The 18,891-nt window shown below is 62.8% G+C and carries 16 protein-coding genes; 12 read left to right on the top strand and 4 right to left on the bottom strand.

Features of this window, described 5'->3' with window-relative positions; all coding sequences use genetic code 11:
* Nucleotides 1–658: 658 nt before the first annotated feature.
* Nucleotides 659–3,616, bottom strand: a complete 2,958-nt coding sequence (gene polA, locus EN993_RS16275) for a DNA polymerase I (protein ID WP_164757680.1) — start codon at nt 3,614–3,616, stop codon at nt 659–661.
* A gap of 421 nt (nt 3,617–4,037) precedes the next feature.
* On the opposite strand from polA, the gene EN993_RS16270 reads away from it, so the two are divergent.
* From EN993_RS16270 to EN993_RS16225, 9 genes are all read left to right on the top strand, one after another.
* The gene (locus tag EN993_RS16270) at nt 4,038–5,423 is read left to right on the top strand and encodes a M20/M25/M40 family metallo-hydrolase (RefSeq protein WP_109658720.1); all 1,386 of its coding nucleotides are present in this window, start codon (nt 4,038–4,040) and stop codon (nt 5,421–5,423) included.
* 124 nt (nt 5,424–5,547) lie between these two features.
* On the top strand, nt 5,548–6,168 hold the full coding sequence (locus tag EN993_RS16265) for a ribonuclease D (RefSeq protein WP_109658721.1): 621 nt from the start codon (nt 5,548–5,550) through the stop codon (nt 6,166–6,168).
* Between the two features lie 84 nt (nt 6,169–6,252).
* Entirely contained in the window at nt 6,253–6,453 is a 201-nt protein-coding gene (locus EN993_RS16260) for a hypothetical protein (protein ID WP_109661129.1), read from the top strand.
* A 341-nt stretch (nt 6,454–6,794) separates the two neighbouring features.
* Complete coding sequence (locus EN993_RS16255; protein WP_056594910.1) at nt 6,795–7,049, top strand: GlsB/YeaQ/YmgE family stress response membrane protein; 255 nt, start codon at nt 6,795–6,797, stop codon at nt 7,047–7,049.
* Nucleotides 7,050–7,074: 25 nt separating this feature from the next.
* On the top strand, nt 7,075–7,221 hold the full coding sequence (locus EN993_RS16250) for a hypothetical protein (RefSeq protein WP_013529552.1): 147 nt from the start codon (nt 7,075–7,077) through the stop codon (nt 7,219–7,221).
* A gap of 30 nt (nt 7,222–7,251) precedes the next feature.
* A complete protein-coding gene (locus tag EN993_RS16245) occupies nt 7,252–8,166 on the top strand; it encodes a hypothetical protein (protein WP_127264152.1) in 915 nt (304 codons plus the stop codon).
* A gap of 84 nt (nt 8,167–8,250) precedes the next feature.
* Nucleotides 8,251–9,249 (top strand): hypothetical protein, encoded by a 999-nt coding sequence (locus EN993_RS16240; RefSeq protein ID WP_127264150.1) that lies wholly within the window; start codon nt 8,251–8,253, stop codon nt 9,247–9,249.
* A 71-nt stretch (nt 9,250–9,320) separates the two neighbouring features.
* A complete protein-coding gene (locus EN993_RS16235; RefSeq protein WP_127264148.1) occupies nt 9,321–11,597 on the top strand; it encodes a transglycosylase domain-containing protein in 2,277 nt (758 codons plus the stop codon).
* Nucleotides 11,598–11,742: 145 nt separating this feature from the next.
* On the top strand, nt 11,743–12,495 hold the full coding sequence (locus tag EN993_RS16225; RefSeq protein WP_109658817.1) for an SDR family oxidoreductase: 753 nt from the start codon (nt 11,743–11,745) through the stop codon (nt 12,493–12,495).
* Between the two features lie 26 nt (nt 12,496–12,521).
* Here the strand turns inward: EN993_RS16225 and EN993_RS16220 are convergent, their stop codons facing one another.
* Nucleotides 12,522–13,442, bottom strand: a complete 921-nt coding sequence (locus EN993_RS16220; protein ID WP_127264146.1) for a zinc-binding dehydrogenase — start codon at nt 13,440–13,442, stop codon at nt 12,522–12,524.
* Between the two features lie 108 nt (nt 13,443–13,550).
* Here EN993_RS16220 and EN993_RS16215 point away from each other — a divergent pair, with 108 nt between their 5' ends.
* Nucleotides 13,551–14,360 (top strand): helix-turn-helix transcriptional regulator, encoded by an 810-nt coding sequence (locus EN993_RS16215; protein ID WP_109658819.1) that lies wholly within the window; start codon nt 13,551–13,553, stop codon nt 14,358–14,360.
* A 57-nt stretch (nt 14,361–14,417) separates the two neighbouring features.
* Here the strand turns inward: EN993_RS16215 and ybaL are convergent, their stop codons facing one another.
* Together ybaL and EN993_RS16205 are read right to left on the bottom strand one after the other, a co-directional pair.
* Complete coding sequence (ybaL, locus tag EN993_RS16210; protein ID WP_127264144.1) at nt 14,418–16,202, bottom strand: YbaL family putative K(+) efflux transporter; 1,785 nt, start codon at nt 16,200–16,202, stop codon at nt 14,418–14,420.
* 224 nt (nt 16,203–16,426) lie between these two features.
* Nucleotides 16,427–16,876: a host attachment protein gene (locus tag EN993_RS16205; protein WP_127264142.1), complete on the bottom strand. Its 450-nt coding sequence runs from the start codon at nt 16,874–16,876 to the stop codon at nt 16,427–16,429.
* Nucleotides 16,877–17,294: 418 nt separating this feature from the next.
* Between EN993_RS16205 and cysG the strand changes: the two genes are divergently transcribed.
* A complete protein-coding gene (cysG, locus tag EN993_RS16200; RefSeq protein WP_127264140.1) occupies nt 17,295–18,746 on the top strand; it encodes a siroheme synthase CysG in 1,452 nt (483 codons plus the stop codon).
* Nucleotides 18,743–18,891: DUF2849 domain-containing protein (locus tag EN993_RS16195; protein ID WP_127264138.1), on the top strand; the 149-nt coding region annotated here is incomplete at its 3' end. The genes cysG and EN993_RS16195, both read left to right, overlap by 4 nt.

The following is an 18,891-nucleotide window of genomic DNA, read 5'->3' as shown; positions in this document are numbered from 1 at the left end:
CGCTCGATCCGACGCATCTGCGCCTCCGACAGCCAGATCAAATCACTCATTGCAGCGCCTCCTCGCACCGCAAATGAATCAGCCGTTTGGCGTCGCCGCAAGAGTTTTAATAGGTCCTGAGCCTAGATGCATATTGGCCCAAGTCGCATGCGCGAGATGGATATTAGCAGTTACAATTGCCAAAACGACGCCATCGTCATCCTCATCTAAGTAGTGGTCTGATTTCACTGTTATTCCATCGATCAGAGAGTCGTCTTCTAGGAGGACTATTTGACTGTTCCGTCGGATTCTTTTGTCTCGCTCACTTGTTGGGGAGCTCGCAGTGCATCAATTAGTGTTTTTACTCTGTTGTCCAGATCGACGTTTCCGAGTACTGGATTGTATTGCCTAACGCCTCTCAGTACTCTGATGTAAAGTGAGCAGCGGGTTTTCATCTTAGATGTAACAAACGGAACGTATCGCGAGTTGGCGACCTCGATGCCAATATTTGGATGTAGATTTTCTGTTTCCTGGTCGGCATATTTCTCGACATAGCCGAACTCATCCGTCGAACTGAGCTTACATAATTGTTTGTGAAACGATTTTCTGAGTCGCCACACATCGCTCTGCTTTCTCGCATTGCCTTGCACGGGACCCTTGTAGGTTAGGGTAATATGCATCAATGCGCCTCGTCCCAGTTGTTGGCGGCGCGCGCGTCGACATGTAGCGGCACCGACATCGATACCGCAGGCATCGCCGCGTTTTCCATGACGTGACGCACGACCGGGATCGTCGCCTCGACTTCGGCCTCTACGGTCTCGAAGATCAGTTCGTCATGCACCTGCAACAGCATGCGTGCTGAAAGGCCCGCTTTTTCCAGCGCCTCCTCCATGCGGATCATGGCGCGGCGGATGATGTCGGCGGCGGTGCCTTGCAGGCGGGCGTTGATCGAGGCGCGTTCGTTGAACGCGCGGAGCGAGGGATTGGACGATCTTATATCGGGATAGTGGATGCGGCGCCCGAAGATGGTTTCGACGAAGCCGTGCTCGCGAGCGTAGGCCTTGGTCTCCTCGATGTAGTCGCGGATGCCGGGGAAGCGCTCGAAGTATTTCTTGATGTAGTTGCTCGCTTCCTCGCGCGGGATCGACAGCTGGTTGGCGAGACCGAAGGCCGAAATGCCGTAGATGATGCCGAAATTGATCGCCTTGGCGCGGCGGCGGACTTCCGAAGGCATGCCCTCGACCGGCACATTGAACATTTCCGACGCAGTGATAGCGTGGATGTCGGCGCCGTCGGCAAAGGCCTGCCGCAGTTGCGGAATCTCGGCGACATGGGCGAGGACGCGCAACTCGATCTGGCTGTAGTCGGCCGAGACCAGCCGATGGCTCTTGTCGGTGATGAAGGCGGTCCTGATCTTGCGACCTTCGGCGGTGCGCACCGGAATGTTCTGCAAGTTCGGGTCGGAGGATGACAAGCGTCCCGTCGTCGTCGCGGCCAGCGCGTAGGAGGTGTGGACGCGCTTGGTGTCGGGGTGGATGAAGCCTGGCAGCGCATCGGTATAGGTCGACTTGAGCTTGGTCAGCTGGCGCCAGTCGACGATCTTGCGCGGCAGTTCATGGCCCTCGGCGGCGAGGTCTTCGAGAAGTTGCGCCGAGGTCGACCACTGGCCGGTCTTGGTTTTAGAGCCACCGGGCAGACCCATGCGACCGAACAGGATGTCGCCGAGCTGTTTTGGCGAGCCGATGTTGATGCGCTCGCCGATGAGCTGATAGATTTCTTCTTCCAGCCGGGCGGCGCCCTGCGCCAGTTCGCCTGACAGCCGCGACAGGATCTGCCGGTCGACAGAGATGCCGCGCTGTTCCATGCGCGCCAGCACCGGCACCAGCGGCCGTTCCAGCCGCTCATAGACCGACACCAGCCCCTTGGCGGCGAGCCGCGGTTTCAGCACCAGCCAGAGCCGCAGCGTCATATCGGCGTCTTCGCCGGCATGAGCGGTCGCCTTGTCGATGTCGACCTGATCGAAACCGACGGAGCTTTTGCCGGAGCCGGTGACGTCCTTGAGCAGGAGAGGGGTATGACCCAGCCATTTCTCGGCAAGCGAGTCCAGGCCGTGACCATGGGGCGTGCCGGCATCGAGCACGTAGGAGATCAGCATGGTGTCGTCGAACGGCGCAACATCGATGCCATAGCGGCTCATGACGACAAGATCGTATTTCAGGTTCTGCGCGATCTTGAGAACCGACCTGTCTTCCAGCAGCGGTTTCAGCAGGGCCAGCGCCTCGCGGAGAGGAATCTGGTTTTCGACCACGCCGCCGCCGAGCAGGTCGCCGTTGCCGCTCTTGTGGGTGAAAGGAATGTAGGCGGCGCGGCCGGGCGCCGTGGCGATGGATATGCCGATCAACTCGGCTTGCATCGGATCGGCCGACGTCGCCCTGACGTCGAAAGCGGCAAGGCCAGTCCCGGTTGCCTCCGCGACCCAAGCTTTCAAGGTCGCGACATCGCGGATGCAGTGATAGGCCGATGTATCGATCTTGCGGGTGGCCGCACGCTCTAGACGCAGCGCGGCGAGCAGGGAAGGGGTGTCGCCGCTGATGGGTTTCTCGGTGCCCGGCGCCCCGTCTGCCGCGCCGTCTTGGCCGGTCCCGGCAGGTCGCGCCTCGCTGGAAGCTCCAGCACCGACATCGGGGCCATGCGCGTTATCGGCGCGCTCGACGGTCACCGCGACGGCCTGGACGTCACCGACCTCGGTGCTGGTCGCCTCCGCCACGCGGCGGGTCAGCGAGGTGAATTCCATCGTCTTGAGGAAGCCGATCAGCTTCGGTCCGTCCGGCGCATGCAGGACGAAATCGTCCAGCCCCTCGGCCACCGGCACGTCGTTCATCAGCGTCACCAACTGACGCGAAATACGCGCCTTGTCGGCGTTGGCGATGATGGATTCGCGCCTCTTGTCCTGCTTGATCTCGCCGGCGCGGGCCAGCAGCGTGTCGAGGTCGCCGAACTGCTCGAGCAGTTGTGCCGCCGTCTTCGGCCCGATGCCGGGCACACCAGGCACATTGTCGACGGAATCGCCGGTCAGCGCCTGCAGGTCGACCATTTTCTCCGGCGGCACGCCCCATTTCTCGATGACCTCCGGAATGCCGATCTGGCGGTCCTTCATCGGGTCGTACATGCCGACCGTGTCGCCGACCAGCTGCATCAGGTCCTTGTCGGAGGAGATGATGGTGGTGTCGCCGCCTGCTTCACGGGCAAGCCTGGCATAGGTGGCGATCAGATCGTCGGCCTCGTAGCCTTCGATCTCGATGCAAGGCAGGTTGAACGCCCTGGTCGCCTGGCGGATCAGGCCGAATTGCGGGATCAGGTCTTCCGGCGGGGCCGAGCGGTTGGCCTTGTATTCGGGGTAAAGGTGGTTGCGAAAGGTTTTCGACGAATAGTCGAAAATGACCGCGAAATGCGTCGGCACAATGCCTACATCGGTGTTGCGGGCGTCGAGCATCAGCTTCCACAGCATGTTGCAGAAGCCGGAAACGGCGCCGACCGGCAGACCGTCGGATTTGCGGGTTAGTGGCGGTAGCGCATGATAGGCACGGAAGATGTAGCCGGAGCCGTCGACAAGGAAGAGATGATCGCCTTTTTTCATGTCGGCAGGGATAGCGCGGCGCGGCGGCTTGGTCCATGCCAAAGGCAGCCTCAAATATCGGTTCCGGCAACACCCTGACAGAACGGCCGCGGGCCGGCCTGCTCACGGCCATGTTACAAAAGTGTAATTTTCGTGCCCTTGAATCGCCACGTTCAAAGACACAAATAAAGGTCATCGGCAGTTTTCGCCGAGTCCGGAGCAAGGCCCGTCCCCCGCCTATCCCGGACACCTGCGGCAGCCTATCCCCCCTCTCCGGGCTGCCGCATCGTTTCGAGTAGAAGGCCGCCGTGGTTCCCCCTCCACCACGGCGGTCTTTTTTTACCTCAGACAGACGTTTGCAGCCCGTGGTCCAACGATCGCGGGCTTTTCGTTTTCCTGTCCTGCCTTTACGGTTCCGGTTCTGAATCGAAAGGCTTCACACATGTCCGCAGTTTCCCCCGTCCTCGACCGTCTCGACAAGAATCTCGACCAGAGCCTCGAACGCCTGTTCGGCCTGCTCAGGATCAAGTCGATCTCAACCGATCCGGCCTATGCCGCCGACTGCCGCAAGGCGGCGGAATGGCTGGTGGCCGAACTCAAGCTGATCGGCTTCGACGCCAGCGTGCGTGATACGCCGGGACACCCGATGGTAGTCGCCCATCACGACGGGCCGGCGGGTGCGCCGCATGTGCTGTTCTATGGTCATTACGACGTACAGCCGGTCGACCCGATCGAATTGTGGGAAAGCGATCCGTTCGCGCCCGCGGTCAAGGAGGTCGGACCGGACCACAAGGTGATCACGGGACGCGGCTCGGCCGACGACAAGGGCCAGTTGATGACCTTCGTCGAGGCTTGCCGCGCCTGGAAGCAGGTGCACGGCAATCTGCCCTGCCGCATCACCATCCTGTTCGAGGGCGAGGAGGAATCCGGCTCGCCGTCGCTGAAGCCGTTCCTCGAGGCCAATGCCGACGAACTCAAGGCCGATTTCGCGCTGGTCTGCGATACCGGCATGTGGGACCGCGATACGCCGTCGATCTGCGTCGGATTGCGCGGGCTGGTCGGCGAGGAGATCACGATCAAGGCCGCCGACCGTGACCTGCATTCCGGCCTCTATGGCGGTGCTGCCGCCAACCCGATCCGCATCCTGGTCAAGGTTTTGGCCGATATCCACGACAAGGACGGCCACATCACCATTCCCGGTTTCTATGACGGGGTCGAGGAAACGCCGTCGCAGATCCTGAAATCCTGGGAGACGCTTGGCGAGACGGCCGAGACGTTCCTCGGACCAGTCGGCCTGTCGATCCCGTCGGGCGAAAAGGGGCGCTCGGTGCTGGAACTCACCTGGGCGCGGCCGACGGCCGAGTTCAACGGCATCATCGGCGGCTACACCGGCAAGGGCTTCAAGACGGTGATCGCGGCGGAAGCCTCGGCAAAAGTCTCCTTCCGCCTCGTCCACAAGCAGGATCCCAAGAAAATCCGAGCGGCGTTCCAGAAATTCGTCAAGGAACGGATTCCGGCCGACTGCTCGGTCGAATTCCACCCGCATGGCGGCTCGCCGGCAATCCAGCTTTCCTACGATTCGCCGTTCCTGGCCAAGGCCAAGGATGCGCTGTCCGACGAATGGCCGAAGCCGGCGGTGACGACGGGCAGCGGCGGGTCGATTCCGGTGGTCGGCGACTTCCAGACCTATCTCGGCATGGAATCGCTCCTGGTCGGGTTCGGCCTCGACGACGACCGCATCCACTCGCCCAACGAGAAATACGAGCTCAGCTCCTTCCACAAGGGCCAGCGCTCCTGGGCGCGGATTCTCGATGCCTTGACGCGCTGAGCGGCGGGACCCTCGTTTTCCTGTTGATTTTTCAGCGGATCGCGGCGAGGACGGGCCACAAGACAAAAGCGCTATAGCGTCCCTTGCGGGTCAAGGGACGCGCAAGGCTCGACCGGAGAAGACAATGGCCGACATCCGTTTCCACAAGCATGATCTGCCCGACCTCTCGCACTACAATGTCGGGGCAGTAGCCATCGACACCGAGACGCTGGGGCTCAACCCACATCGCGATCGGCTGTGCGTGGTGCAGATTTCGCCTGGTGACGGCAGCGCCGATGTCATCCAGATCGCGCCCGGCCAGAAGAAGGCGCCGAACCTCGTCAGCCTGCTGAGGAACCGCGGCATAACCAAGCTGTTCCACTACGGACGCTTCGACCTTGCCGTGCTCTACAATGCGTTCGGCGTGATGCCCGAGCCGGTGTTCTGCACCAAGATCGCCTCGCGGCTGACCCGCACCTACACCGACCGCCACGGGCTGAAGGACATCTGCTTCGAGCTTCTCGGCGTCGGCCTGTCCAAGGCGCAGCAATCGTCAGACTGGGCGGCCGAAACGCTGTCGCCCGAACAGCTCGAATATGCCGCTTCCGACGTGCTCTATCTGCACCGGTTGCGCGATGTGCTGGCCGGACGGTTGGCGCGCGATGGGCGGACCAAGGAGGCCGATGCCTGCTTCCGCTTCCTGCCGACGCGTGCCAAACTCGATCTGATGGGCTGGGACGAAGAGGATATCTTCGCCCATAGCTGACGGTCGTCTCCGCGAGCTGCTGCCGATGGCCGGTTGGAACCAGATGCAGGCTGCCGCGTTTTGTCGGCTCAAATGGGGGATGACATGACGGACAGAAAGTCCATAGCGACCGCGCCGACCGACGGCTCCAAGGTCTCCGTCACGTGGAAGGACAGCGACGGCGTGATCAACGAATCCATCGCGCAATATCGCGACGACGGCTGGTGGGTCTACACCGACAGTCACACGCAAAAGAAGGTCGAGCCGACCAGTTGGCGGCCTGCCGCAAGCGACGGTGACGATTAGAGCAGTTCACCGTTTCACGGAAACGGCGAGCTGCTCTAACTCTTTGTTTTGACGCAATCCTCTAGGGAAAGCGCTACGCGCTTTTCCCGGGAAAACCGCTTTACACTTTTCCTGGAATTACTCTAAAGCGCGTCGCGTTTGAGCGGATTCAGGCGACGCGCTTTAGGTCTTTGCTTTATGCATGTCGTTCTCGCAAAACCGGGGCCACTTTTGCGCGACATGCATTAGTGAGCGCGCCGCTGGCGAGGCCGGCCGCTTTCGAATAGCTTGAAGCTGTTGATATCGAGGCCGATTCGGAGCTTTCCGTTCCGCCGTCGCCCTCTTGCTCGGAGGAAATCGCTATGGGTGTCGAAAGCCTGCTCGTCTTCATCATCATCGGTGCCATCGCCGGTTGGCTTGCCGGTCTTATCGTTTCCGGCTTCGGCTTCGGTCTGATCGGCAACATTATCGTCGGCATCGTCGGCGCGTTCATTGCCGGCTGGCTGTTTCCACGGATCGGCTTCTCCATCGGCGGCGGCATTCTCGCCTCGATCATCCATGCTACCATCGGCGCCATCATCCTGCTGGTGCTGGTCAAGGTCCTGAAACGAGCCTGAGGCTCGACAACGCAAAGAGCGCGCCATGAAACAGAATACGCTCTATCTCGTCATTGGCGCGCTCGTCGTCGTGGTTATCGCGCTCGGTATCTATGTCTATCGCGAGCAGACCAAACCCAAGGGCGTCGAGCTCAAGATCGACGACAAGGGCATATCGATCCAGCAGAACTGAACCGTCGATCGGTGGATGCGGGAGCGCGACATGGTGGCTTCTGACGCTCCGGGAGACGTCGATCAGCCCAGGATTACCGTTGCGGAATGGGAGAGGCTGAACAGGCCGCCAAGGCGCGAGGCACTGTTACGCTATCATTGGCGGGTATTTTGCTTCCTGAGGACATCCGCGCCGGTCAGCGAATTGCAGGGGCGAGAGCAGGCTTTCCGCGATGCGATCATCGCTAGCGTGGCCTTCAACCGGCCCGACGTGATCGAATGGCAGATCCACCTGGTACGCCGATACCTGGCCGAGCATGACAGCTACATCGTCTTCGACAACAGCAAGAAGGACGAGGCAAGGGAGGCCATCCGCGACCTTTGTCGCCGCCAGCATGTCCCCTATGTCGCGTTGCCGAGGAACAGGCTGGTTGTCAGCAGGTCGCACGGTCAAGCGCTCAACTGGATCGTGCGGAATTTCTTGCCCAGGTTCGGGCCGAGGCTTTTCGGCTTCATCGATCATGACATCTTTCCGACTGAACCATTTTCGATCCGCGCCCGGATGGAGGGCAAAAGCCTCTACGGCAGCGCGCGGCGCGATACGCCAACGCCGGGCGGCTGGTTCCTGTGGCCCGGGTTCTGTTTTTTCGATGGAAGCCTGTTGCGGCGGCGGCTGGATTTCGCCCCGAGCTACAAGTTTCATATGGATTCCGGTGGCGGCAACTGGCCGGTGCTCTACAGGTCAATCGATCCGGCGCTGGTTCGGTTCGCCGAAAACAAATCGCTTCGCTTCGGCGCGGGCCATGATCAATCCGAGGATTTTTTCATGGTGGTCGATGGCTGGCTGCATGTGACGAACGCCTCGAACTGGAGACGACAGCAGGTTGACAGGGGCGAACACATTCTCGCGCTGTTGCGGCAAGCCGGCGGTCCCGACCAGCCGGATGTGAAGTTCGAGCCTATCTGAACGAGACATCAAAGCCGGGCAGGGGTTTGGCAAGGGCCAGGCCGATGAGACAGATTTTCGGCCTTCAATGCCAACGAGAGGCGCATGACGATACACCAGATCGATTTCAAGGCAGGCGATGCCGTGCGGGCCGCGCTTGCGGAAATCGGGCGCACCGAGGACCTGCGTTTTTCGCCTGATAACCGGCTGCTGGCAATTGCCGGATATGCGCGCAAGCGCTGCCTGATCCTGCGCATCGACGTCGAGACGGGACCTGATGGGCCAGGCGTCACACTTCACAATTTCATGGAGTTGACGTCGGACGACATGGGTGAAGTCCATGGCCTCGATTTCATCGATGACCGAACCTTGGCAGTCGCCAATCGCGATGGGCTGGTTGCGCTATTTGCTCTGCCGCGTGAAGAACCGGCTGGCCAGTGTCGTGAGATCGCGGCCATTCGCCAGATCCGAGGCAGGCGGCCCTACAAACTGAATTCGCCGGGCTCCGTCGCCGTCAGGCAGGAGTTGCACGGCCGCGTCAGTCTGCTGGTCTGCAACAATTACGCGCATCTGGTCACCCGGCATGTGGTCAACCGGTGGCTTGGCTATCGCGCTACAAGCAATCAGCTGCTTCTAAAGCGTGGTCTCGATATCCCTGACGGCATTGCGCTCAGCCATGATGGAAAGTGGATCGCTGTCAGCAGCCACGGCACAAAGGATGTGAAGATCTACAGCATGTGGGCGTCGCTTGGACCGGACAGTGAACCGGCCGGTATCCTGCAGAATGCCGGCTATCCGCACGGTGTGCGCTTTACGGGCGATGATCGGCACATCGTGGTTGCCGACGCCGGCAGCCCGATGCTGCATGTCTATGATCGCGGCACTGGTTGGGACGGCCGTCGCACGCCCGAGCGCTCTATTGCCGTGCTCGATGAAGAAACCTTCCTGCGGGGCAGGGCCAGTTTTGACGAGGGCGGGCCGAAAGGCCTCGATATCGACCGGTCCAACAGCGTCCTCGCGGTGACTTGCGAAGAGCAGCCGATGGCCTTTTTCGCGCTGGCGTCGCTGGTTGGCCCCTCGAAGATCGAACTCGGCGAGACTTAACCCGCCCTTAAATCGCCGCATCTACTCTTCAACCCGAACGCCATAGGCATCGGGGATATCAAGCACAGCGCATGGCGAACCGCAGAGACAGTCGCATCGAACCCAGTTTCGAGGGACCGCCGCAGGCGCGATCCTCAGCGGGGCTTTCGGCGAACGAGGAGGATCGCGTCGTGCCGAGCAATCGCAAAGCCTCCGCCAAACGCAAGCCGGCCAAAGGGAAATCGTCGCGGGTCAAGCGCGACAGGAGCCGGCGCGGCCTGTTCGGGGTCCTCGGCCGGCTGTTCTACTGGTGCTTCGTGCTCGCCATCTGGGGCGGCATCGCGGTGGCCGGCATCGTCGTCTACTACGGCGCCAAGATGCCAGCGGCGACGACCTGGTCGATCCCCGACCGCGCGCCCAACATCAAGATCGTCTCGGCCGATGGCCAATTGCTCGCCAATCGCGGCATGAGCGGAGGCGAGGCGGTCGGGCTGCATGAAATGTCGCCCTATATCCCAGAGGCCGTCATCGCCATCGAGGACCGCCGCTTCTATTCGCATTTCGGCATCGACCCGATCGGCCTGTCGCGCGCCATGGTAACCAATGTGCTTGGCGGACATTTCTCGCAGGGCGGCTCGACGCTGACCCAGCAATTGGCCAAGAACCTGTTCCTGACGCCCGACCGCACACTGGAGCGCAAGGTGCAGGAAGTGCTGCTGGCACTTTGGCTGGAGCACAAGCACACCAAGGACCAGATCCTCGAAATGTATCTGAACCGGGTCTATTTCGGTTCCGGTGCCTATGGCGTCGAAGCGGCCTCGCGGCGTTATTTCGGCAAGAGCGCGCGCGACGTCACCTTGTCGGAAGCCGCATTGCTTGCCGGCCTGTTGAAGGCGCCGTCGCGGCTGTCGCCGGCACGCGATCCGAAGGCTGCCGAGGAACGCTCGCAGTTGGTGCTTGCCGCCATGCGCGACGAGGGCAAGATCAGCGCCAAGGAACTGACCTCGGCGATGAGCGCGCCGGCAACGCGTGCGCCGTCCTACTGGACCGGCTCGGAAAACTACGTTGCCGACACCATCATGGAGGAACTGCCCGACCTGATCGGCGACGTGCGCGGCGATATCGTCATCGACAGCACCGTCGACCTGAATCTGCAGAAGCTCGCCGAACAATCGATCCGCAGGCTGATCGACGACAGCGGCAAGAAGCTCAACGTCACCCAGGGCGCCCTGGTGTCGATCGACGATTCCGGCGCAGTGCGCGCCATGGTCGGCGGCTACGACTATTCGACCAGCCAGTTCGACCGCGCCTCGGAAGCACGCCGCCAGCCGGGCTCGGCGTTCAAGCCGTTCGTCTATATGGCCGCGCTTGAGGCCGGCCGCACACCCGACAGCGTGCGCAACGACGCGCCGATCAAGATCGGCAACTGGACGCCCGACAATTATGGCGGCAAGTATTTCGGCAAGGTGACGCTGGCCACCGCATTGGCCAAATCGCTGAATTCGGTCGCGGCCCAGCTGACCATGGAGGTAGGGCCGAACGCGGTTGTCGAGGCGGCGCACCGCATGGGCATCCAGTCCGACCTGCAGTCCAACACGTCGATCGCGCTCGGCACCTCGGAAGTGACGCCGCTGGAACTGACATCGGCCTATGTCCCCTTCGCCAATGGCGGCTACAAGCCGGATATCCATTTCATCCGCCGCGTGACGACCACGGAAGGCAAGGTGCTCTACGACAGCGGTGGCGGCAGCGCGCCGCGTGTCGTCAAGCCCGAGATCGTCGGCATGATGAACTCGATGATGACGGGTACGGTCGAGATCGGCACCGCCCGGAAAGCGGCTTTCGCCTGGCCGTCCGCCGGCAAGACCGGCACCAGCCAGAATTCGCGCGATGCCTGGTTCGTCGGCTACACCGCCAACCTCACCACCGGTGTGTGGTTCGGCAATGATGATGGCAGCCCGATGAAGAAGGTCACCGGCGGCGCACTGCCGGCCCAGGCCTGGCACGAATTCATGGTCGCAGCCCACGAGGGCGTGCCGGTGCGGCCGCTGCCCGGCACCTGGAAATCGACGCCGGCCGACACCATCGTGCCCGACGAGATACCCTCGGCAAACAACACGCCGCCGGCGCCGGTTCCATCCGCGTCCGTCGGCCAGCAGACGCCGGCGGCGCGGCCGGCCGCGCCGGTCGCCCAGGCGCCAGCACCGGTCCGCGCGGCCCGTCCCGCCCAGACGGTCGATGCCGATGGCCTTTCCATGCCCGAGGACGACGGGGCCACCGCGTCGATCAAGCACCCGGTGCCGCCAGGCGACGTCGGCGGTCCGCGCAAGAAGCGTCAGACTTCGATCCTCGATCTCCTTGGCGGCTAAAGCGCGTCGCGCGCTTTAGCTCTTTGTTTATATGCATGTCGTTGCCTCAAAACCGAGGCCACTTTTGAGCGACATGCATTAGCGGCGACTCGCCTCTCGCCACCTCGGCGGCGTTCGGCTACATCTGCCGGCCGGAGACCCTGAAATGGCTGAACTCGACACCAGAAAGACCATCGTGCTGACCGGCGCCAGCCGCGGCATCGGCCACGCCACGGTCAAGCGTTTTTCGCGCGAGGGCTGGCGCGTCATCACCTGCTCGCGCCAGGCCTTTGCCGAGGACTGTCCCTGGCCGGCAGGTCCTGAGGACCACATCAAGGTCGATCTCGCCGATCAGGAGGATGTCGGCATCGCGGTGTCGGAAATCCGCCGCCGGCTGGAAGCGCATGGCGGCCAGCTGCATGCGCTGGTCAACAATGCCGGCATCTCGCCGAAGCTGAAGGACGGCAACAGCCGCATGGACTCGATCGACACGCCGATGCATGTCTGGCGCGACGTGTTCCAGGTCAATTTCTTCGCGCCGATCATGCTGGCGCGCGGGCTGTTCAAGGAACTGGCGGCGGCCAAGGGCTCGATCGTCAACGTCACCTCGATCGCCGGCACCCGTGTGCATCCCTTTGCCGGCACCGCCTATGCGACATCGAAGGCGGCACTCGGCTCGCTGACGCGCGAGATGGCGCATGATTTCGGTCCGCATGGCATTCGCGTCAACGCCATCGCGCCCGGCGAGATCGACACCGCGATCCTGTCGCCGGGCACGGACAAGATCGTCGAGACGATCCCGTTGAGAAGGCTTGGCACCACGGCGGAAGTCGCCGACATCATCTTCTTCCTGTGCTCGCAACAGGCGTCCTATGTGACGGGTTCTGAAATCCACATCAATGGCGGCCAGCACGTGTGAGCGGCCGGCTTCAGGCCGCGGACTGCTCATTCGGCCATGGTGAGAACAGCCTTGCCGCTGAAGCTGCGCTGCCGCAGCGCGTCCAGGGCTTGGGCGATGTCGGTCCACGGCACGGTCAGGGCCACGCGCGTTTCGAGCCGGCCGGCGGCGACCAGAGCGAGCAGCGAGGCGATGTCCTCGCCAATGCCTGGACCAGACGTGTTGTAGGCAAAAGTCTGAAGTCTTGCCCCTTCATGATCCGGAACGAACTGGCGGAATCCGATGGGCGTGAGTTCGCCACTGCTTGAACCGAACATGACGATGGTCCCGCCAGGTGCGACGCGCTCGATCGCGTGTGCGAGGCTTTCGCCGCCCACCGACTCCGTGATCAGCGAAAACGGTCCCTCGGCCAGTTCGATCGCTTCGACAACCTGCTCGGCTCCAAGGCCGCGGAGGTCCTCGCCGTGCCGGGAGGCGGCGACCGCGGTCACCGAGGCGCCTTGCTCGCGGGCGATCTGGATCTGGAAACGACCGACCGCACCGCTTGCGCCGGTGATCAGGACCTGCTGGCCGGTCAGGTCGCCGCCATGGCGCAAAGTCCTCAGCGCCGTCGTGCCGGCGACCGGAAGCGTGGCTGCGGAAACGAAGCTGACGTCATCAGGCAGGACCGCGAGACGGTCGGTTGGAACGGCGACCCGTTCAGCCCACCCGGCCTGGTCGACCAGAGCCGCAACCCTTGTGCCCATGGCTGGCCCGGAACCATCGGCTGCTGCCTGTTCGACAAATCCGACGATGTCCTGGCCCGGTATCCAGCCGCTCTGACGGATGGCGAGCAGCCGCAGTTCGCCGCGGTTCAACGAGGTCGCGCGGACCGAGACAAGCGCTTCGTTCGAGGCCGGCTGAGGTTCGTCGAGCTCCGCGAGCTTCAGCCCGGTCGCGCTATCGGAAGAGATGACTAGGGCAAGCATGGTTCACACCTCACTGTTGCGCGTTGGACGCACGGCAGTGGAACCTATCGATTTTTGCCTTTGAATAATTTAGAGATCAAAGAATCTGATCGCTAAAAACAGTCAATCATGAGACAACCCCTCCGCTACCCTTGGTTCAATTTCGATGTGGATGACCTTTCCGCGCCGGCGATTGCCGTGCGCGTCGACGTCCCCGAGACCAGAGCGGAGGTACCCTCCCATTGGCACCGCAAAGGCCAACTCGTCTTCGCACTCGGAGGTGGCGTCACATGTCGCGTCCCCAGCGGCCTGTGGATGGTGCCGCCTCATTGCGGGGTGTGGATTCCAAGCGGCATGGAGCACAGCAATGTCGCAACCGCCAATGCCCGTATTTTCTTCGTCTATATCGAGCCGGGAGCTGCCGATCTGCCGGACAGATGCTGCACGCTCTCGATCTCGCCGCTGCTGCGCGAACTGATCATTGAGCTATCCGATGGTGTGCAGGACGATCAGGCGAGGGATGAGCTTCTGACCAGAACCCTGCTCACCGAGCTGCCGCGCATGCCTGTCCAGCAACTGCATCTGCCGATCTCATCCGAGCCGCGCTTGCGGCGGATCGCCGAAGCGTTGGCGCAAGATCCTGCCGACCGCAGCACATTGGCAGAATGGGCCAATCGCGTTGCGCTCAGTGAGAGCAGTCTCGCCCGTCTCGTGGTGAAGGAGACTGGCTTAAGCTTCGGGCGCTGGCGTCAGCAATTGCACCTGATCGTCGCAATACGAGAGCTGGCCTCCGGCGCCAGCGTGCAGCAGGTTTCGGGCGATCTCGGTTATGAATCTGTCACGGCCTTCATCACGATGTTCAAGAAGGCGCTGGGGAAGCCTCCGGCAAAATACCTCAGCAGTGTCGTGCTCCATGGCGGCTCTGCATTCGTCGCGTGATCAACCCGCCTGCGAGCAGACGATCGACACGGCAACCTGTCGCCAATCACGGTCGGCTCAGGCCGCGGACGGTTCGGCAGCCCACGGCTTGTGGCCAAGCACCTCTTCGACAATGCCGCGGGCGATCTCGCGCTCGCCCATGATCACCGTGTCGGCGCCGAGGCCCTTGAGGTGCTCGACCTCGGCGTCGGAATGGGCGCGGGCGATGACGTTGATGCCGGGGTTGGCTGCACGTGCCCTGAGCACGATCTGGCCGGCCTCGAAGGCATTGGGAATGGCCAGGATCAGCCGCTTCGCCCCTTCGGGATTGGCGGCGGCGAACACTTCGGCGTTGGCCGCGTTGCCGGAGACCGTCTCGATGCCATCGGCCTTCAGCCTCGCCAGTGTCTTGTCGGCATCCTCGACGACGAGGAAGGGCAGGGCGGCTTCTTTCAACGATGCCCCGACGAGACTGCCGACGCGACCATAACCGATCAGGATGGCGTGGTCGGTGAGGGTTGTCCTGGGCGGCGGCCCGTCTTCCGCTTTCGTCGTGGCTGCAACAGAGGCCACCTGGCCCGGTTCCGTCGCCGGGCCAACCGGCTTTGCCTCGACAGGCGGTGCCGTCCTGGCGGCGCGCCGCTCCAGCCATGGCTTCATCCAGTCGATGGCCAGGAACATCAGCGGGTTCAGCACGATCGACAGGATGGCGCCGGCCAGAATGAGGTCGCGACCTTGTTCGGGCAACAGTTTCAGCCCGACGCCGAGCTCGGCCAGGATGAAGGAGAATTCGCCGATCTGGGCAAGACTTGCCGAGATCATCAGTGCGGTGGCCAGGGGATAGCCGAAGGCAACTACGATGACGAACGCCGCCAACGATTTGCCGATGACGATGATGGCCAGCGTCGCCAGGATAGGCCAGCCATTACTGATCAGGCTGAACGGGTCGAACAGCATGCCGACCGAGACGAAGAACAGCACGGAAAAGGCATCGCGCAGCGGCAACGATTCTTCCGCCGCGCGGTGGCTGAGTTCGGACTCACTCATGATCATGCCGGCGAAGAAGGCACCCAGCGCCAGCGAGACACCGAACAGTTTGGCTGCGCCAAAGGCGACGCCGAGCGCTATGGCGAGCACCGCCAGCCGGAACAATTCGCGCGAGCCGGTGTGGGCGACATAGTGCAGGATCCAGGGAATGACCCGGCGGCCGACCACCAGCATGACGACGACGAAAGCGGCGACCTTGGCCAGCGTGATGCCGACGACGCCCCAGATGCCGTAGCTGGCCGGCAGCGACAGCAGGCTGCTTGCATGGGCGTCCGCCTGCTCCTGGCCGCCGAGCACACCGGCCAGCGCCGGCAGCAGCACCAGCGCCAGCACCATGGCCAGGTCCTCGACGATCAGCCAGCCGACGGCGATGCGGCCGCGCTCGGTCTCGATCATCCGCCGCTCCTGCAGCGCGCGCAGCAGCACCACGGTCGAGGCGACCGACAGCGCCAGGCCGAAAACCAGCCCCGCGCCCATCGACCAGCCGAGCATCCACGACAGCCCGGCGCCGAGCGCGGTGGCAAAGCCGATCTGGACGATGGCGCCGGGCACGGCGATGGCGCGCACCGACAGCAGATCCTTCAACGAGAAGTGCAGGCCGACGCCGAACATCAGCAGGATGACGCCGATTTCGGCCAGTTCGTTGGCAAGGCCGGCATCGGCGACGAAGCCGGGCGTGTTCGGCCCGACCAGCACGCCGGCTACGAGATAACCGACCAGCGGCGGGATACGGAAGCGGTTGGCGAGAGCGCCGAAGACGAAAGCCAGCCCCAGACCGGCGACGATGGTGGCGATAAGGGGCGTGTCATGCGGCATTGTCTATGGAGCGCCTTTCGAAACCAGCGATGTTGGATGGGCGCCGCCCGGAGCCGCCGCCTGGTTGCAATATGGTGGATGGGGTGTCGGCGATGCAACCCGCAAAGCCATGAAATCGACGGTGCGGCCGCAAAAACTTGGTCGGCCGGCGGAGAAGCCGCCGGTCGAATTTGAAGTCGCGCGATGATATTCGGTTTCGATCCGGCGCGTTCGATCGACACCAATCAGGCTGCCTGCAGCAGGGCCTCGATCTCGAATACGGCGTGGTTGGTCAATGTCTTGGGAATCTCGGCGATCACTTTGTCCCCGACTTCCTTGTGCAGCTTCTTGCGCATTGTCCCAAGCAGCATCGGCGGTGCGACAAGCACGATCTCGTTGAACTCGCCGCTATGTGCGAGCTTGTAGAGCCGGGCGGCGATCTCATCGGCGAAACGCTCCTTGCCGATGCGGTGCCAGTCCGTATCTTCGACCGCGCTGCGGTGTACGGAGGGACCATCATTGTATCGGCCCGGGCTGTCACTGCCTTGCTCGCGGGTGGGCGGGTTGTCCTGCTGCATTTCCTGCACCACCTCGAGATTCGGATATTTGTTGTCGCCGGCGTTCCTGAGGAAAAGCGCCTTCTCGCCATCGGCCACCATGACCCAGATGCCGTGCTTCAGATTGATTGTGCTCATGGTGATAGGCTCCTTTTTTGAGTCGCTCGGGCATCTTGTGACATGCCGCGGCCGGGTTTCGATCTGACGCGATGGGCTTTTTGGGGAACGCGCCCCGAGCCGGTAATGTTCCAACCAGACCCTCGCGGGTGTTGGCAATTCGGTTGTCCAATGCCTGCGGCTTTAATCTACTAAATTGGTAGAATTTAGAAAAAACTGTTTTGCGGCATTTCTCGCCGAGCGCTAAAAGAGCTGTAAATCAAGGCCTGCGACAGCAGCTTGAATCCGCTCCATCCGCCAACGAGGAATATTTTTCTGTTGGCCGGGATGCTTTCAGAAAAGCGATTGCATCCCGACAGGCGATGCGCGAGTGCGTTCCTTCTGGTTTCTCGCGCTCGCGCGTAGAACTGCAAGCCTGTTCAGGATTCCGCTCGCGCCCATGTCGCACACTACTCCCAAGCTCAATGCCTTCCCCGTCTTCATGCGGGTCGAGGGGCAGACCGTGGCCATCGTCGGCGGCGGCGAAGAGGCGCTGGCCAAGGCGCGGCTGATCGGACAGTCGAGCGCGGTCCTGCGGATCATCGCGGAAAATGCCGAGCCGGCCCTGCTGGCCTTCATCGCTCAGACTGGCACGAACCATTTTGCCGCCGCCTACGACGCGTCGCAGCTCGAAGGCGCGGTCATGGTGTTTGCCGCCAGCGGCGACGAGGAACTCGACCGCCGCGTGGTCACGGATGCGCGGCGCTTAAGCATTCCGGCCAATGCCGTCGATCGGCCTGAGCTTTGCGATTTCTTCACCCCGGCGCTGGTCAACCGCGCACCGGTCGCCATCGCCATCGGCACGGAAGGTGCAGGCCCGGTGCTTGCCCAGATGCTGCGCGGCCGCATCGACCGCATGCTGTCGCCGTCGCTCGGGCCGCTGGCAATTCTTGCCGCTTCGTTTCGCGGGGCTGCCGAGAATCTGCTGCCGAGAGGCAGTGCCCGCCGTCGCTTCTGGAATGATTTCTTCGCTGGCGCTCCTGCCCGCGCGGCTGAAGCCGGCCAGCTTTCGCAGGCGCATGATGCCGCCGTCGATCTTTTGCTGTCGAATGTGCCGGCTTGCGGCCACATCGCCCTGGTCGGCGCCGGCCCTGGGGCCGAGGATCTTTTGACCTTGCGTGCCCATCGTTTGCTGATGGAAGCCGATGTCATCGTCCATGATGCGCTGGTGCCGGAGGCGGTCGTTGCCATGGGTCGCCGCGATGCTGAGCGCCTGCCGGTCGGCAAGCGCAAGGGCTGCCACACCAAGAGCCAGGCCGAGATCAATGCGTTGCTGGTCGAGCTTGGCCGTGAAGGCAAGCGTGTCGTGCGGCTGAAGTCGGGCGATCCGCTGGTGTTCGGCCGGGCCGGCGAAGAGATGGCGGCACTGCGCGATGCCGGCATCGCCTATGAGGTGGTTCCGGGCGTCACCGCGGCTTTTGCCGCCGCCGCCGATTTTGAACTGCCGCTGACCTTGCGAGGTGTTTCCTCGTCGATGGTGTTCACCACGGGCCACGACCTCAAGGGCAATTCGCTGCCCGACTGGGCCAAGCTCGCTATTTCGGGCGCCACCGTCGCCGTCTATATGGGCCGCTCGGTGGCGGCCGAGGTTGCCGGCCGGCTGATCGAGGCCGGGCTGTCGCCGGATACGGCGGTGGCCGTGGTCGAGAATGCCAGCCTTGCCAACCGGCGCCGCTTCCACGGTACGCTTGCCGACCTGCCGTCGCTGGAAGCGCGCGCCGATCTTTCCGGTCCGGTCATGACCATCATCGGCGATGCGGTCGCCGGCGCCAACTTTGAACGGTCCGAGCCGCTCGCGGCACACAGGCATGAAGGCGCGTCCAGTTCGGTCGCCGAAGGAGTTCAGCAATGAAGATACTGACCGCCAACCGCCTGACCGACGGCATTGCCGTCTGGTATGCCGATGGGGGCTGGGCCGAGACGGTGGACCATGCCGACCTCGCCCATGACAAGGCAGCCGAGGATAGGCTCGAGGCGATCGGCGCCAAGGCCTACGC

The organism is Mesorhizobium sp. M7D.F.Ca.US.004.01.2.1 (genome assembly GCF_003997785.1).
GTDB lineage: Bacteria > Pseudomonadota > Alphaproteobacteria > Rhizobiales > Rhizobiaceae > Mesorhizobium > Mesorhizobium loti.
Note: the sequence above shows the minus strand (reverse complement) of the source record. Positions and strands in the feature narration are given on the sequence as shown.

Coding starts and splice junctions, on each gene's coding strand:
- EN993_RS16255 (WP_056594910.1), top strand. CDS start 6,795: ATGGGTGTCGAAAGCCTGCTCGTCTTCATCATCATCGGTGCCATCGCC.
- EN993_RS16240 (WP_127264150.1), top strand. CDS start 8,251: ATGACGATACACCAGATCGATTTCAAGGCAGGCGATGCCGTGCGGGCC.
- EN993_RS16270 (WP_109658720.1), top strand. CDS start 4,038: ATGTCCGCAGTTTCCCCCGTCCTCGACCGTCTCGACAAGAATCTCGAC.
- EN993_RS16265 (WP_109658721.1), top strand. CDS start 5,548: ATGGCCGACATCCGTTTCCACAAGCATGATCTGCCCGACCTCTCGCAC.
- EN993_RS16260 (WP_109661129.1), top strand. CDS start 6,253: ATGACGGACAGAAAGTCCATAGCGACCGCGCCGACCGACGGCTCCAAG.
- ybaL (WP_127264144.1), bottom strand. CDS start 16,202: ATGCCGCATGACACGCCCCTTATCGCCACCATCGTCGCCGGTCTGGGG.
- EN993_RS16205 (WP_127264142.1), bottom strand. CDS start 16,876: ATGAGCACAATCAATCTGAAGCACGGCATCTGGGTCATGGTGGCCGAT.
- EN993_RS16215 (WP_109658819.1), top strand. CDS start 13,551: ATGAGACAACCCCTCCGCTACCCTTGGTTCAATTTCGATGTGGATGAC.
- cysG (WP_127264140.1), top strand. CDS start 17,295: ATGTCGCACACTACTCCCAAGCTCAATGCCTTCCCCGTCTTCATGCGG.
- EN993_RS16250 (WP_013529552.1), top strand. CDS start 7,075: ATGAAACAGAATACGCTCTATCTCGTCATTGGCGCGCTCGTCGTCGTG.
- polA (WP_164757680.1), bottom strand. CDS start 3,616: ATGAAAAAAGGCGATCATCTCTTCCTTGTCGACGGCTCCGGCTACATC.
- EN993_RS16220 (WP_127264146.1), bottom strand. CDS start 13,442: ATGCTTGCCCTAGTCATCTCTTCCGATAGCGCGACCGGGCTGAAGCTC.
- EN993_RS16245 (WP_127264152.1), top strand. CDS start 7,252: ATGGTGGCTTCTGACGCTCCGGGAGACGTCGATCAGCCCAGGATTACC.
- EN993_RS16235 (WP_127264148.1), top strand. CDS start 9,321: ATGGCGAACCGCAGAGACAGTCGCATCGAACCCAGTTTCGAGGGACCG.
- EN993_RS16225 (WP_109658817.1), top strand. CDS start 11,743: ATGGCTGAACTCGACACCAGAAAGACCATCGTGCTGACCGGCGCCAGC.